Origin of the sequence: Streptomyces sp. CA-135486 (assembly GCF_050936555.1) — a bacterium.
Classification (GTDB): Bacteria; Actinomycetota; Actinomycetes; order Streptomycetales; family Streptomycetaceae; genus Streptomyces.
The window spans coordinates 1,070,584-1,084,969 of sequence record NZ_JBNJMM010000002.1; the positions used below are offsets into that span (position 1 = coordinate 1,070,584).

Here is a 14,386-nt window from a genome sequence, read left to right on the forward strand (position 1 = left end):
TCCCGTTCGGCGGGAGGGCCGCTCCCCTACATCCTCTCTATGCGCGTAGAGTCGCGCGTAGGCGAATACCGCACTTGCCGGAAGGAATCCCATGGACGCCATCTCCGTCATCCGCACCAAGCGGGACCGGGGCGAGCTGAGCCCGGAGCAGATCGACTGGGTCATCGACGCCTACACGCGCGGTGAGGTCGCCGACGAGCAGATGTCGGCGCTGGCGATGGCGATCCTGCTGAACGGCATGAACCGTACGGAGATCGCCCGCTGGACCGCCGCGATGATCGCGAGCGGCGAGCGCATGAACTTCGACGCGCTCTCCCGCCCCACCGCCGACAAGCACTCCACGGGCGGCGTCGGCGACAAGATCACGCTGCCGCTCGCGCCGCTGGTGGCCGCGTGTGGCGCTGCCGTGCCGCAGCTGAGCGGCCGCGGCCTCGGCCACACCGGCGGCACCCTCGACAAGCTGGAGTCCATCCCCGGCTGGCGCGCGCTGCTCTCCAACGAGGAGATGCTGCACGTCCTGGACACGACCGGCGCGGTGATCTGTGCCGCGGGCGACGGACTGGCCCCCGCGGACAAGAAGCTGTACGCCCTGCGGGATGTCACCGGCACCGTCGAGGCCATTCCGCTCATCGCCTCCTCGATCATGTCCAAGAAGATCGCCGAGGGCACCGGCTCGCTGGTCCTTGACGTCAAGGTGGGCACCGGCGCCTTTATGAAGACCATCGAGGACGCCCGCGAACTGGCCTCCACCATGGTCGCGCTGGGCACCGACAGCGGCGTGAAGACCGTCGCGCTCCTCACCGACATGTCGACTCCGCTCGGCCTCACCGCGGGCAACGCCCTCGAGGTCCGCGAGTCCGTCGAGGTCCTCGCGGGCGGCGGCCCCCAGGACGTCATCGACCTCACCGTGGCCCTCGCCCAGGAGATGCTCGTCGCTGCCGGTATCGACGACGCCGACCCCGCGAAGGCACTCGCCGACGGCTCCGCGATGGACGTCTGGCGCCGCATGATCGCCGCGCAGGGTGGTGACCCGGACGCCGAGCTCCCGGTCGCCCGTGAGCAGCACGTGATCACCGCCCCGTCGTCGGGTGTCCTCACCCGCCTCGACGCGTACGGCGTCGGCGTCGCCGCCTGGCGCCTCGGCGCGGGCCGGGCCCGCAAGGAGGACCCGGTCCAGGCGGGCGCGGGCATCGAGATCCACGCCAAGCCCGGCGAGCCGGTGACCGCGGGCCAGCGTCTGCTGACCCTGCACACGGACACCCCGGAGAAGTTCGGGTACGCCCTGAAGTCCTTGGAGGGCGCGTTCGACATCGCCCCGTCGAACACGGAGTTCACCCAGAACCCGATTGTGCTCGACCGCATCGCCTGACCCCGCCCGCTCGGCGTGGCCGATGAGAATCGGCCCGCCGGGCGGTCCACAGAGCAGGGCATATCCGCCACTGCGACGGGACGGGGACATGGGGCCATGGGCCGACGACCGGGTACCACGATGAGTTCTGGACGCCGGGGCAGTCTCCTGCGTGTGGACGCCACACAGCCGATCATCGTGCGCATCGCAGGGAGAGTGTCCCCGGCCGATGTGCCGCGCCTGTGCGAGGAGTTGAGCGCGCGGCTCAGCGGCGCCGACGTCGCCGCCGGGGTCGCAGAAGTGATCTGTGACGTCGGCGGGCTCACCCATCCCAACCTGGCCGCCGTCAATGCCGTGGCCCGGCTGCAGCTCACAGCCCGCCGGCTCGGCGGTCGGATACGGCTGCGCGACACCGGGCCGGAGCTGCGGGTCCTGCTCGATCTGGTGGGACTCGGTGAGGTCGCTTAGCCCCAATGCCGTGACTCTGTTGGTGATGTTGGTGGGGTCAGGTGGCGGCGGTGCACAGAGCGCGGAAGTGGCTTGATCGGCGGCGGGCTGTGGGTGGGGTGTTGATCCAGTCAGCGACGCGGGCGACGTTGCAGGCCAGTGCGGTGAGCACGTGCTGGACGTGGGTTCTCGCCAGCCCGCGGTAGCGGGAGCGGCGCAGGCCGTGGGTGCGGACGTTCTGCGAGAGGGTGGCCTCGATGCCGGCCCGGATCGCATAGCGGTGCTGCCACTCGTCGGTGGCCTGCTCCAGCCGGTTGCGCATCTGGATCTCGTGAAGCTCGCGGGTGGGCAGCAGGGCGAGGGCTCTTGGCTGGGTGGCGGAGCTGGTGCACTGCGGGCGGACCGGGCAGGCCAGGCAGTCGCCTTTGGCGAACTTGACCTGGATGTAGTCGTGTCCGCTGATCCGCAGTGGTCTCCACTCCCGGCTGACCGCGCCCTGGGGGCAGGTGGCCTGCTGGCGGTCCACGGGGAAGGCCGACTTGGCGAAACCTGAACCGGCCTTGGCCTGATGGCTGTGGTCGGGGACCACCGGGCCGAGCAGGGTGATGCCGTGCATCCGGGCGGCCCGCTCAATGTGCGCCGGGGTGACGTAACCGCTGTCCACGACGTGCTCGCGGGGCAGCAACTCCCGCTCGGCGAGATCGTCATGGATGAGCGCTGTCACCTCGACGTCCTGCACGGTGGAGTGCGTCGTGGCCACGTGGACCACCAGCTCCGGGCGCTCTTGGTCGCAGGACTCGGTCAGATGGACGCGGTAGCCGCTCCAGGCGGTGTCCCGTTTGACGCAGTAGTGCGCCTCCGTGTCGTAGGGGGAATCGAACCGCAGGTGGGCCGGGGGCAGAGCATGGCCGTCCCGCCAGCGCAGTCGCCCCTGCACATCCCAGTAGTAGTGGTGGACCCAGACCTGACGCAGAATCTCCACCTGCGGCAGCAGCCGTAAGTGAGGCGGGGCGGACGCGGCCCAGGCAGCGGCAAGGATCTTCCGCCCGTCCCGGCCGGTCTGCTCGGCCCGCTCAGTCACCTCCGCCTTCCCGCCCGGCAGCTTGCCGACCTCCACCTTCCGCCCGTACCGCTTGACCCACTCCGGCTCGATCAGCGGAGCCAGCCAGCCTGGGGCGGCCTCGGCCAGCTCCTCCAAAGCGGCCCGCAGCGACTCCCCGACCAACTCCAATCGGCTGAGGAAGCGCACCGCGGCCAGCACATGGGTGGCGTCGGTGCGCTGCCGTCCACCGGCCTTGAGCAACCCGGCCTCAACCAGCCGCCCCAGCATCGCCTCCAGTAGGCGGTCGGCGCCGCCGTCCTCGGCCAGCCGGGCCCGAAACTCGCACAACACCGAGTAATCGAACCCGGGATCGTCCAGCTCCAGGCCGAGCGCGTACTTCCAGTCGATCCTGGTCCGCACCGCGTCTGCTGCCGCCCGGTCGGACAGGTTCTCCGCGAACTGCAGCACCGACACCAACGCCAACTGCCCCGGCGACAACCCCGGCCTGCCATCCGCGGGATACAGCCTGGCGAACTCCGTGTCCTTGAACAGCACGTCCAACCGGTCCCTGATCAGCATGGCCGGCGTGCCGTTCGGACAGGCTGCCCGCGCCGTCCGCACCGTCCTGATCGGGATCCGCTGATGACTTTCCGGCCGCAGCGACACCGCGACCACCCCTCACCGCCGACACCGCCCCGCTTTCAAACAGCCAACCACCCACCGGCCCAGACGTCAGCACCCCACCAACATCACCAACAGAGTCATGCCGTTGCGTTAGATCCGGGCGTACGTTGCTGTGGCGGTGTCCGGGGGTGGTGTCGGTGGCCGAGTGTCTGTCGGAGTTATCGGGTCTGGGGCTGCTGACCTGGGTGTATCCGCCGGGGCCGGTGGGCTCGCCGTCGGAGAAGACGAACAGGATCGGCTGGTCGGCGACGGACTTCATCTCGCGCGCCACCGGCAGCCGCTCCTGCGCGGTCCGGAATGCCTTGCCGAGGCGGTCGAGACCCCGGACAACCGTGGCGGTCGCCTTCCGGGGCGACCCAGGACCGCAACCCCCAGGGAGCTGCCATGTGACCGCAGCCCATGCCCTTGCTGCCGGTAGCTGCCCCTCGACTCAAGCGGCACGTCCAACGCGCAGAGCGGACCGGGCTCGGGCAGCTCCCGCCGCGTACGGGTGCGGCTCACCGTCCGAGTAGCAACTCGCCGACGAGCTGTTGCTCGTCCTCAACGGCGCCTGTCCCGCCGCCGGCCGGCCCCACAGGCCCCGCCCGACGGGCGCAAGAGCTGGCCCGACGGCTCATCTGGACGGCCAGCAGTGACACCGCTCGTCGGCCACGCTGACCGGCAACGACCCGCCCCAGGCTGCCGTTTCCGCCACCCGACGTCGGCGCAGGCAGGTGGCCGCTATCAGGGCTGCTGCGGGCAGCGGGCCCGCAGCAGCCGATACCTCCACGTCAAGCATGGCCAGCTCCGTGTCGACCTCCACGTTGATCGTGCCGTGCTACTTGACGTTCTCGCTGTGCGCTTGGACTTTGCAACGGTCCTGGTACTTGAGCCAGATTCCGGGTGCGGATGGCCCGTTTATGTAGCTGCATAAACGGGCCATCCGCACCCTATGGTGGCACCTCCAACGGGATTCCATACTGGTCACAAGAGCACGGGTGGACGAGCGAAAATCGGGAGAATAAGTCGTGAGCCGTTACGGAGTTGCTAAAGCATCACTTGTCGCCGTTCTGGCCATTGCCGGACTTGTTGTTTCCGGTCCTATTCGGGGAGCGGATTCGTCAGGGCTTACGGGAGCGGTCGCGGCGGATTCCGCAGCCATCTCGACCGGCGCGACGGGCAAGACCGCACCAGCCACCCCCGAAAACCCGATCTGGCAGTGACGGATATCCGTGAGGCCCGGATCGTGGTCGAGGGGCTTCGAAAGAGCTTCCGTCTGCGATCGTCCGGCGGGCGGTGGTTCCGGCGCGACGCCGATAGGGCGACCGATGAAGTCATTGCCGTGGACGGCATCAGCTTCTGCATCGAGCCGGGCGAAGTGGTTGGATTTCTCGGGCCCAACGGGGCCGGCAAGACCACCACGCTCAAGCTGCTCTCCGGCCTGCTGCACCCGACCGCCGGGAAGGTTCGGGTTGGCCGCTACCGGCCTGCCGACCGGGACCATGACTTCCTGCGTTCGATCGCTTTCGTAATGGGCCAGCGCCAACAACTGGTATGGGACATCCCCATCAAGGACTCCCTGGAACTGAACCGAGTCGTCTACCGGGTGTCGGACAGTGACTTCCGGCGCACCCGGGAGGAACTCGTCGAGATGCTCGAGCTCGGCCCGTTGCTGGGCCGGACCGCGCGAACGCTGTCACTGGGCCAGCGAATGCGCTGCGAGATCGCGGCCTCACTGATCCACTGCCCCAGTCTGCTGTTCCTCGACGAGCCGACACTCGGCCTGGACATCTCGATGCAGCGGCGAATCCGGACCTTCGTCCGGGAGCACAACCGCCGCCGTGGCACCACCGTTCTGCTGACGAGCCACTACATGGGCGACATTGCCGAGTTGTGCGACCGGGCGCTGGTCATCCACCAGGGTGGCCTGGTGTACGACGGTGGGCTGGACGCGCTCAAGGCACGGATCGCCCCGTTCAAGCGGATCTCCGTGAAACTGCGGGGTGAGGCAGCGGAGCTCGGCAGTCTCGGCACGGTGGTCTCACAGAGCTCCGGGGAGGCCGAGATCCAGGTCAAGTCCGAAGCGGCGCCCGGTGCGGTGGCCCGACTGCTGGCCATTGACCAGGTGTACGACTTCCAGGTCATGGATCCCAGCCTGGAGGATGCGGGCACTGTTCTGGGCGACCGAACTGGGCATTGGGGAGGCGGCCGCCGGGGAAGCGGGCGTCAGCGAGCCACGCAGCGGGAAGGAGGACGACTGATGGGCCGCCGGTTCCTGATGTTCCCGTGGCAGGTTGGTGCCGGGCACACCGGGCGCTGCCTGGCGCTGGCAGGACTGCTCCGTGCGGCCGGTCACGAGGTGGTCTTCGCCACCGACCCGGTCGGCGACATGGTGCGTGCGGCCGCGCTGCCGGTCCTCAGCGAGGCGCCCGCGATGCGCCGGTCCGGGCCGGCGCCGTCGTCGTCCACCCACCCAGATCCTCAGCGCGGTAACGCAACCGCATTGCGCTCAGCCCCGGGCTCGGACCCCGCGCTTCCGTTACGCCGCCAGCCGGTCCGGCAGCCCGAAGAGCGGGAACCAGCGCTTGGTGTCCAGGAAGAAGTCCATCCCGCCGATCATGCCGTCCCTGACCTCCAGAACGATCAGCGCCCACGGCTCGTACCCGTCGCCGCTCCGGCTCGGGTGGTAGTGCGCGAACGCCGGCGAGCCGTTGGCCACGGTCGGAACCAGCTTCGAACCCCGGCAGACCTCGCCGACGCCGAGCATCCATCCCACTATGTCGTCGTGGCCGCGCAGCCACAGGTCGTAGGGCGGCATGGACATGGTCGCATCCTCGCGGAGCAGCGCCGTCAGCGCCTTCATGTCGTACCCCTCGAAGGCCGCGACATAGCGGTCGAGAAGCTTCTTCTGCTCGTCGTCGAGCGGATCTGCCGCATCCGCCGCGGCCGGTTCCGATTCGGCGAGCGTCGCCCGCGCCCGCTGCAGCGCGCTGTTGACCGAGGCGACCGAGGTGGCAAGCAGCTCGGCCACCTCGCTCGCCTTCCACGCCAGCACCTCGCGCAGGATCAGCACCGCCCGCTGCTTGGGCGGCAGATGCTGGAGCGCGGCGACGAAGGCCAGCCGGATGGTCTCCCGCTCCACCGCCGTCTCCGCCGGGTCGGCGACCGAGGGCAGCACCCGCCCGTCGGGCACCGGCTCCAGCCAGGTGACCTCCGGGCGGGCGTTGAGCTGTGCCTGGGCGACGGGCGTGGGGGAGGTGAGGTCCATCGGGCGGGCCCGGCGGTTGCCGGCCTTCAGCATGTCCAGACAGACGTTCGTCGCGATGCGGTAGAGCCAGGAGCGCAGCGACGAGCGCCCTTCGAACGAGGCGAAGCTCCGCCAGGCCCGGACCATCGTGTCCTGGACGGCGTCCTCCGCCTCGAAGGCCGAGCCCAGCATGCGGTAGCAGTAGCCGGTCAGTTCCCGGCGGTACTGCTCCAGCCTGGAGTCCAGGTCCTTGGTCGTTGCCGTATCACTCATCGGGTCCACCCCTGTCGCCCCTTGGCACCAGTCCTCCGGAAGCTACAGGAGGGGACTGACAATGGGGTTCAGGTTCCGGGCTTGCGCCCGTACACGAAGACGTCGTCGCCGTTCTTCAGCAGATTCCAGTATGCCTTCGCGTCCGCGGGGCGCATGTTCACACAACCGCCGGAGCCGGGCGGGTTGTACATCGACTTCGTGGTGGAGTGGAAGGCCTGCCCGCGGTCGAAGAACTGCGCGTACGGCATCCGCACGTGGTAGAGCGTCGACCAGTGGTTGATGCTCCTCCAGTAGACCTTCTTCGCGCCGGTACGGGTCTCGGTGCCGTTCTTGCCCGTACGCACCGGCACCGGGCCGTACTTGAGCTTCCTGCCGTCCTGGATCCAGGTCAGCTGGCGCGTCAGGTCGACGCAGGCGATACGGCCCTTGTTGGTCGGGCACCTGCCCGCCTGGTTCGGGTTCTTGCCGGCCGCCCGCTGCGCGAGCATCGTGCTCATGGTGCGCCAGGTCAGCGGCCCCGCGTACCCGATGGTGGGCGTGATCCCGTGCTTGGCCTGGAAGGCCCGGATCGCCTTGCAGTCGGCCGCCGACTGCTTCCCGTCCACCGGGCGGCCCAGGAACTTCTCCACCTGCTTCTGGTACGGCCCCGTCGACGTCGTACACGACGCCGCCTGCGCGGGCGTGCTGCCGAGTGCCACGGTCAGCGGGACCACCAGTCCGGTCAGTCCGAGCACGACCCCTGCTCGTCTGCGGTGTGTACCCCTCGTCATACCTCTCACAGCCACCAACTCCCCTCCGTGCACCGCGCAGTTGCGATATGCATGCCCGTTGGACGCACGCCGGAGAGTTGGAGTTGTGCGGATTTCTGTGTTTATTTCAGCGCTGGGCCGCAGCGAGCACCAGCCGGTGCTCGGCCCGCGCCACCCGCGTCCCGTACAGCGTGATCGACACGACGCCGAGGACAGCGAGCAGACCCAGCAGGACCGTGCCCGCCCAGCCGCCGGAGTGGAAGGCGATCGCGCCGAGCGTGCCGCCCGCGCTGCTGCCCAGGTAGTACGCCGACTGGTAGAGCGCCGACGCCTGGGCGCGGCCCGTCTTCGCCGTACGGCTGACCGAGGACGAGGCGACCGCGTGGCCCGCGAAGAAGCCCGCGGTGATCAGGACCAGGCCGAGCAGCACGGCGGGCAGCGAGTCCGCCAGCGACAGCAGCAGGCCGGCGGCGGTGGTCGTGACCGCGAGGTAGAGCGCACCACGGCGGCCGAGGCGGGCGACCAGCGTGCCGGCCGCGGCGGACGAGACCGTACCGACCAGATAGACCAGGAAGATCGATCCGATGATGCCCTGGGGGAGATTGAAGGGCGCCTCGACCAGGCGGTAGCCGATCACCGTGTAGACCGCGCCGAAGACGGTCATGAACAGCGCGCCGATCGCGTACAGCCGCCGCAGCAGCGGGTCGGCGAGGTGACCGCGTACGGTCTCGGCGAGGGCCTTCGGGTTGAGCGAACCCGGCGTGAAATGACGGGCCTTGGGGAGCATCGCGCGGAAGACCAGCGCGCACGCCAGCGCCATCAGGCCCACCGCGGCGAGCCCCGCGCGCCAGCCCCACAGCTGGGCCACCCAGCCGGTGACGATCCGGCCGCTCATGCCGCCGATGCTGTTGCCCGCCACGAAGAGGCCGATCGCCGCGACCAGCGCCTTGGGCCGTACCTCCTCGGCGAGAAACGCCATCGCCGAGGCCGGCAGACCGGCGAGCGCCGCGCCCTGCACGGCGCGCAGCGCCACCAGCCACTCCAGGCTCGGCGCGAACGGCACCAGCAGCCCGACCACGACGGCGACCGCGAGCGAGGCGGTCATCACGGTGCGCCGCCCGTGGCGCTCGGAGAGGGCGCTCATCGGCAGGACGCACAGGGCGAGCGCGCCGGTCGCGGCGGAGACCGTCCAGCTGGCGGCGCTCGCGCTCACGCCGAAGCCGGCGGAGACGGCGGGCAGCAGCGCCTGCGTGGAGTAGAGGAGGGCGAAGGTCGCAACGCCGGCGGCGAAGAGCGCGAAGCTCATGCGGCGGTAGCCGGGGCGGCCGGGGGCGAGGAGCTCGGCGGAGTGCGAAGGGGACGGCGAAGGGGACGGCGAGGTGAGGGCACCCACGGTGGTGGGCGCCCCGGTACTGGCGGAAGGCATGCTTCGAAGGTAGGCACCGGATTCTGATGCGTCCAATGCATGGAAGGGCTTTAATCGTTCCCATGGTGCATGAGTACAGCTCACAGGGTCGCGTGTCACTGAACAGTTACGAAGAAGACATGCGGCTGCTGCTCGCGCCGCGGCTGGCGTACTTCGCGGGTGTCGCCCGGCACGAGCATGTGACGCGGGCCGCGCAGGAGCTCGCGGTCCCTCAGTCGACGCTGTCGCGCGCGATGGTGCGGCTCGAGGAGGACCTGGGCGTCGCGCTGTTCACGCGCAAGGGCCGTACGGTGTCGCTGACACCGGCGGGCCGTACGTTTCTCACGTCCGTGGAGCGGGCGCTGGCCGAGGTCGAACGGGCGGCGGAGTCGGTACGGGCCGACGCGGACCCGTCCGCCGGAAAGGTCGCCTTCGGCTTCCTGCACACGATGGGCTCCGAGACCGTGCCGGAGCTCATCCGCCGCTTTCGCGTGGACCATCCGCGGGTCCGCTTCACGCTCGTACAGAACTACGGCGAGGCGATGATCGAGCGCCTGCGCGCGGGTGAGCTCGACCTCTGTCTGACCTCACCGGTCCCGGACGCCCCGGACCTGGTGGCCCGGCGTCTGGACGAACAGCGCCTGCGGCTGGTGGTCCCGGACGACCACCGGCTGGCCTCGCGCAAGCGCATCCGCCTCGCGGAGGCAGCGGACGAGGTCTTCGTGACCCTCGAACCCGGCTACGGACTGCGCCGCATCACCGACGACCTGTGCGCGGAGGCGGGCTTCACGCCGCGCGTGGCCTTCGAGGGGGAGGAGGCGGAGACCCTGCGGGGCCTGGTCGCGGCGGGCCTGGGGGTGGCCCTGCTTCCCCCACCGGCGGTGGCTCGCCCGGGCGTGGTCGAACTGACGGTGACGGCACCACGAGCGGTCCGCGAAATCGGTGTGGCGTGGCTGGACGGCCACCGGGACACGGCGCCGGTGGCGGCGTTCAAGAAGTTCCTGCTGTCGCGACGGGGCCAGCTTCTGCCGGACTGAGCCTCAATTTCCGAGCCGGCCCGCCTTGAGGGCGGTGACGAAGGGGACCGGCAGGCGGGGGCGGGGATGACGAGGGCGGGGCCGTGGGGGTTCCTGGAGTTGCGTACGGGGACGAGACCGGGGAGGTCGTCCCGGACCTCGACGCGGCCCCGCCGTCGCCGTTGCTGAGTACGCGGGGTCGTACTTCCTGAGTACCGGCCCGGATACCCCGGCACGACAGCCACGGTTGGATCAAGGCCATGAGCCAGACTTCGCAGCCACCCCCCGCCCAGGCCGCTCCGGGCACGCCTTCCTCCCGCATCCGCATGTGGTCCGTGATTTCCGCCGCCCTGCTCATCCCGGCGGTGATCGCAGCCGGGGTTCTCTACTTGGCCACCGAGCACGGGTCGAGGTGCCTGACCTACGGCGGCCCCGACTGCTCCCCCTGGCCCCAATCCGCTTTCACCGTGACGGTGATCGGCGCGGTCGTGGCCTGTGTGGTGACCATCGCCATTCCCGCACGCACGCGGCAGGCCCGCGACCTGCGCACGGCCGCCTTCGTCCTCCAGATCGTGCTGGAGATATTCGCGGTGGCGCTCAGCATCCCCTGAGCCCGTCAACCGCGCGGCGGCAGGGCTAAGCCCTACGAGCGCAGTGCGCGGCCGAAGCCCGCCGCCAGTGGCATGCGCAGGCCCAGTGGCGGAGGGGCCGCCAGGGCGTCGGTGACCGGGCGGGCGTAGGTGCGGGTGAACAGTGCGCCCAGCACGAAGTCCGCCGCCAGTGCCTGGACTTCCTCCTGGTACTGGCGCAGCGCATGGCCGTCCGAGTGGACCTCGAAGCGGCATGTGTCGCGGTTGGCCTTCTTCGCGCGCTCCGCGAGGCGGTAGGAGAGCTCCGGATCCGTACGCGCGTCATTCGTGCCGTGCACTATCAGCACATGGCGGCCGACCAGTTGCTTCACCGGTTCCGGCGTCGCCGCCACATCGTCCTCCGGCAGCCAAGGGGCCATCGCCAGTACGGAGTTGACCGCCGGGTGGCCCGCCGCGTGCAGGGCCGCGCGGCCGCCCATGCCGTGGCCGGCGAGGCAGACGGGGACGTCGCCGTAGCGCCGTACGACCTCGTCCACCGCCCAGCTCGCGTCCGCCGCCAGATGCGCGTCCGTGCCGTTCCAGCCGCGGCAGCGGTAGCGGACCGCGTGGGCGACCAGGCCGTCCCCGCGCCCCGCCCGCGCCAGCGTGCGGCCGAGCGGCAGAGCCGCGGCGTACGACAGCGTCGAGGGTCTGCGTACCGACTGCGGCTCCCCGTCGGGCAGCAGCAGCACCACCCCGCCCACCGCGGAGTCGGCCCCAGCGCCCCGTCCTTTGGTGGCCCTGCCCAGGCGCGCGCACGGCGTTTTCCGGCTCCCTCGCGCGCCCCTTGTCACTGTCGCTCCCGCCGCGCCTTCCGGACGCCCCCACCACAGGGGCAGTGCGTGGTGTGCCATGGCAGAACAGTCTCAGAAGGACAGATGTACTCCACCCGTACGGACGGTCACTGTTACGTATCGACGCGGCGCCTTCTACGCGCGTAGGGGCTAGAGTGCGCAGATGACGAGCCAGACCCTCAATACGCCCTCCGCGGACCAGATCCGCCGCGCTCCGAAGGTGCTCCTCCACGACCACCTCGACGGCGGGCTGCGTCCGGGCACGATCATCGAACTCGCCCGCGACGCGGGCTATACGGCGCTTCCCGAGAGCGAGCCCGACAAGCTCGGAATCTGGTTCCACGAGGCCGCCGACTCCGGGTCCCTGGAGCGCTATCTGGAGACCTTCGCGCACACCTGCGCCGTCATGCAGACCCGCGACGCCCTCGTCCGCGTGGCCGCCGAGTGCGCGCAGGACCTCGCCGAGGACGGCGTCGTATATGCGGAGGTGCGGTACGCGCCCGAGCAGCATCTGGAGGCCGGGCTCTCCCTCGAAGAGGTCGTGGAGGCGGTCAACGAGGGCTTCCGCGAGGGCGAGCAGCGGGCCCGCGAGAGCGGCCACCGCATCCGCGTCGGCGCCATGCTGACCGCGATGCGGCACGCCGCCCGCGCCCTGGAGATTGCCGAACTCGCCAACCGTTACCGCGACCTGGGCGTCGTCGGCTTCGACATCGCGGGCGCCGAGGCGGGCTTCCCACCCACCCGCCACCTCGATGCCTTCGAGTATCTGAAGCGGGAGAACAACCACTTCACGATCCACGCCGGCGAGGCCTTCGGGCTGCCGTCGATCTGGCAGGCGCTCCAGTGGTGCGGCGCCGACCGGCTCGGGCACGGAGTGCGGATCATCGATGACATCGAGGTCACCGAAGACGGTGCCGTCAAGCTCGGACGGCTTGCCTCGTACGTACGGGACAAGCGCATTCCCCTGGAGCTCTGCCCGACCTCCAACCTGCAGACCGGGGCAGCCGCCTCGTATGCCGAGCACCCCATCGGACTGCTGCGCCGGCTTCATTTCAGGGCCACCGTCAACACCGACAACAGACTGATGTCGGGCACCAGCATGAGCCGCGAGTTCGAGCTGCTGACCGAGACCTTCGGATACACGCTCGACGACATGCAGTGGTTCACCGTCAATGCGATGAAGAGCGCGTTCATTCCTTTCGATGAACGACTGGCGATGATCAACGACGTGATCAAGCCAGGTTACGCCGAGTTGAAGTCCGAATGGCTGTTCCGGCAGACCGCCACGACCAGCGACTCTTCCCCCACCCAGGGCTGAGTGGGAGCACGCAGAAGCGGCCGGGAACGTCAACGCCCGGCCGCTTCGGGGTGTTTGCGGCCGCTGTGCGGTGCTGGCTAGCTTGGCGAGCCGCCCACCAACCTCGTCCCAAGGACTCATCCCTGATGAAGCAGTCTGCTGCCAAGACTCTCGGTGTCGCCGCTCTCGGTGCCGCCTTCGCCGCTGCCGCCGCGGGCACCGCCTCCGCCGCGCCGGCCGTCCTGCCCGCCCCCGCGCCCTCGCTGGACACCGTCACCAGCGTCCTGCCGGCCCAGGAGGCGCTGACGCACGCGCTGCCCACCGGTCAGCAGGCGGACCCGGTCTCCACTCTGCTCGGCGGCCTCCCGACCGACGGCCTCCCGATCGGTGACGTCGGCATCCTGCCGGTCGGTGACGGTCTGCCCGGCCTCGGCTGACCTCGCCTCGGCGGACGTACGGCAGTGGGGTGCTCACCCGGGTTCGGGTGTGCACCCCATTTCGCTGGTGCCGACGCGTACTACCAGGCCGTGCTCGCGGTCTTCTCCGAGGGCAGCAGCACCCAGAGCGCCAGGTAGAGCAGGAACTGCGGTCCCGGCAGCAGGCACGAGACCAGGAAAATCACGCGCATCGTGTTCGCGGAGGTGCCGAAGCGCCGTGCCAGCGCCGCGCACACTCCACCGATCATGCGTCCGTCACGGGGGCGGGCAAGTGCGGCCATGGTGGGCTCCTTAGCAAGAACCGTTCGTGGGAGCAGCTCCGTCGTGCTCCCGATGACTCCATGGTGGCTCCGCGAGGGGGGTCAAAGCGTCGCTCTACGGGGCGATCCCGACCCTGGGAATCGTCGGGGTCGCCCCCTGAGACGCCTCGTCCCGCGGCAGGGCACCGCGCTGTTGCCGGGCCGATCCGGCAGCAGATCCCGCGGCCGGTCCCGTCGCCGTCCGCTCCTGCCTGCGGCGGAGCCTGGCCCGTCCGGCGGGCACGACCAGCAGATGGGCCAGCGCGACCCCGGCCGTGTTCAGCAGCAGCGAGTCCACATCCAGGACCCGGCCAGGCACCCCGGTCTGCAGCAGTTCAATGGCGAGCGACAGCAGTGCTCCGGCCGCGACGGTACGGACCAGGGATGCCAGCGGGGAGACGAAGAGCCGGCCGCCCGCCATCGGCAGCAGTATGCCGAGAGGGGCCAGCAGCAGCAGTCCTTCGCCGATCCTGCGCGCGGCCTCCACCGGCCCCAGCACCAGGTCCGCCTTGATTCCGGCGAGCGGCTCCAGATTCGTCGCCGTCACCCACACGACGTCCAGTGGGCGCAGCGTCAGCCATGCGACGAGCAGCAGATGCGCGAGGAGGAGGATGACCCCCGCCGCGCGGAAGCGGATGGCGGCACTGCCGCCCTGACCTTGACGCTGCACGCCCCTCAAGACGCATGCTTCGCGCGAATCGGTTCCGTGCGGTGCGAAGAGGAAGCCGAATGGCCCCTCC

General features: G+C 70.0%; 14 protein-coding genes and 1 pseudogene. 7 read left to right on the plus strand and 8 right to left on the minus strand.

Annotated elements, in window-relative coordinates; all coding sequences use genetic code 11:
* Positions 1-91: 91 nt before the first annotated feature.
* Positions 92-1,369, plus strand: a complete 1,278-nt coding sequence (locus tag ACQEVG_RS24190) for a thymidine phosphorylase (protein WP_432987349.1) — start codon at positions 92-94, stop codon at positions 1,367-1,369.
* A gap of 153 nt (positions 1,370-1,522) precedes the next feature.
* Positions 1,523-1,816, plus strand: coding sequence for an STAS domain-containing protein (locus tag ACQEVG_RS24195; RefSeq protein ID WP_432987351.1), 294 nt, complete (start codon positions 1,523-1,525; stop codon positions 1,814-1,816).
* A gap of 37 nt (positions 1,817-1,853) precedes the next feature.
* On the opposite strand, the gene ACQEVG_RS24200 is transcribed toward ACQEVG_RS24195, so the two are convergent.
* Entirely contained in the window at positions 1,854-3,512 is a 1,659-nt protein-coding gene (locus ACQEVG_RS24200) for an IS1182 family transposase (RefSeq protein WP_432987353.1), read from the minus strand.
* A gap of 1,366 nt (positions 3,513-4,878) precedes the next feature.
* On the opposite strand from ACQEVG_RS24200, the pseudogene ACQEVG_RS24205 reads away from it, so the two are divergent.
* Positions 4,879-5,358: pseudogene (locus ACQEVG_RS24205) on the plus strand (ATP-binding cassette domain-containing protein); the annotation flags it as partial.
* A gap of 183 nt (positions 5,359-5,541) precedes the next feature.
* Here the strand turns inward: ACQEVG_RS24205 and ACQEVG_RS24210 are convergent.
* The 4 genes from ACQEVG_RS24210 to ACQEVG_RS24225 all read right to left on the minus strand — a co-directional run bounded on the left by ACQEVG_RS24210 (position 5,542) and on the right by ACQEVG_RS24225 (position 9,195).
* Complete coding sequence (locus ACQEVG_RS24210) at positions 5,542-5,856, minus strand: hypothetical protein (protein WP_432987355.1); 315 nt, start codon at positions 5,854-5,856, stop codon at positions 5,542-5,544.
* Between the two features lie 183 nt (positions 5,857-6,039).
* Positions 6,040-7,020, minus strand: coding sequence for a sigma-70 family RNA polymerase sigma factor (locus tag ACQEVG_RS24215; RefSeq protein ID WP_432987357.1), 981 nt, complete (start codon positions 7,018-7,020; stop codon positions 6,040-6,042).
* 68 nt (positions 7,021-7,088) lie between these two features.
* On the minus strand, positions 7,089-7,790 hold the full coding sequence (locus ACQEVG_RS24220) for a L,D-transpeptidase family protein (RefSeq protein ID WP_432987359.1): 702 nt from the start codon (positions 7,788-7,790) through the stop codon (positions 7,089-7,091).
* Between the two features lie 106 nt (positions 7,791-7,896).
* Positions 7,897-9,195, minus strand: a complete 1,299-nt coding sequence (locus tag ACQEVG_RS24225) for an MFS transporter (RefSeq protein WP_432987361.1) — start codon at positions 9,193-9,195, stop codon at positions 7,897-7,899.
* 62 nt (positions 9,196-9,257) lie between these two features.
* Between ACQEVG_RS24225 and ACQEVG_RS24230 the strand changes: the two genes are divergently transcribed.
* Together ACQEVG_RS24230 and ACQEVG_RS24235 are read left to right on the plus strand one after the other, a co-directional pair.
* Positions 9,258-10,211, plus strand: coding sequence for a LysR family transcriptional regulator (locus ACQEVG_RS24230; protein ID WP_432987363.1), 954 nt, complete (start codon positions 9,258-9,260; stop codon positions 10,209-10,211).
* Between the two features lie 239 nt (positions 10,212-10,450).
* Positions 10,451-10,801: a hypothetical protein gene (locus ACQEVG_RS24235; RefSeq protein ID WP_432987365.1), complete on the plus strand. Its 351-nt coding sequence runs from the start codon at positions 10,451-10,453 to the stop codon at positions 10,799-10,801.
* A gap of 32 nt (positions 10,802-10,833) precedes the next feature.
* Here the strand turns inward: ACQEVG_RS24235 and ACQEVG_RS24240 are convergent, their stop codons facing one another.
* Positions 10,834-11,514: an alpha/beta hydrolase gene (locus ACQEVG_RS24240; RefSeq protein WP_432987367.1), complete on the minus strand. Its 681-nt coding sequence runs from the start codon at positions 11,512-11,514 to the stop codon at positions 10,834-10,836.
* Positions 11,515-11,776: 262 nt separating this feature from the next.
* Between ACQEVG_RS24240 and ACQEVG_RS24245 the strand changes: the two genes are divergently transcribed.
* Together ACQEVG_RS24245 and ACQEVG_RS24250 are read left to right on the plus strand one after the other, a co-directional pair.
* Entirely contained in the window at positions 11,777-12,931 is a 1,155-nt protein-coding gene (locus ACQEVG_RS24245; protein ID WP_432987369.1) for an adenosine deaminase, read from the plus strand.
* A 125-nt stretch (positions 12,932-13,056) separates the two neighbouring features.
* Positions 13,057-13,347 carry an ATP-binding protein gene (locus ACQEVG_RS24250; RefSeq protein ID WP_432987371.1) on the plus strand — a complete coding sequence of 97 codons (291 nt, stop codon included), beginning with the start codon at positions 13,057-13,059 and terminating at the stop codon, positions 13,345-13,347.
* 80 nt (positions 13,348-13,427) lie between these two features.
* Here ACQEVG_RS24250 and ACQEVG_RS24255 read toward each other — a convergent pair whose 3' ends face one another.
* Together ACQEVG_RS24255 and ACQEVG_RS24260 are read right to left on the minus strand one after the other, a co-directional pair.
* A complete protein-coding gene (locus ACQEVG_RS24255) occupies positions 13,428-13,628 on the minus strand; it encodes a PspC domain-containing protein (RefSeq protein ID WP_360871546.1) in 201 nt (66 codons plus the stop codon).
* A gap of 94 nt (positions 13,629-13,722) precedes the next feature.
* Complete coding sequence (locus ACQEVG_RS24260; RefSeq protein WP_432987374.1) at positions 13,723-14,316, minus strand: VanZ family protein; 594 nt, start codon at positions 14,314-14,316, stop codon at positions 13,723-13,725.
* Between the last annotated feature and the right edge of the window lie 70 nt (positions 14,317-14,386).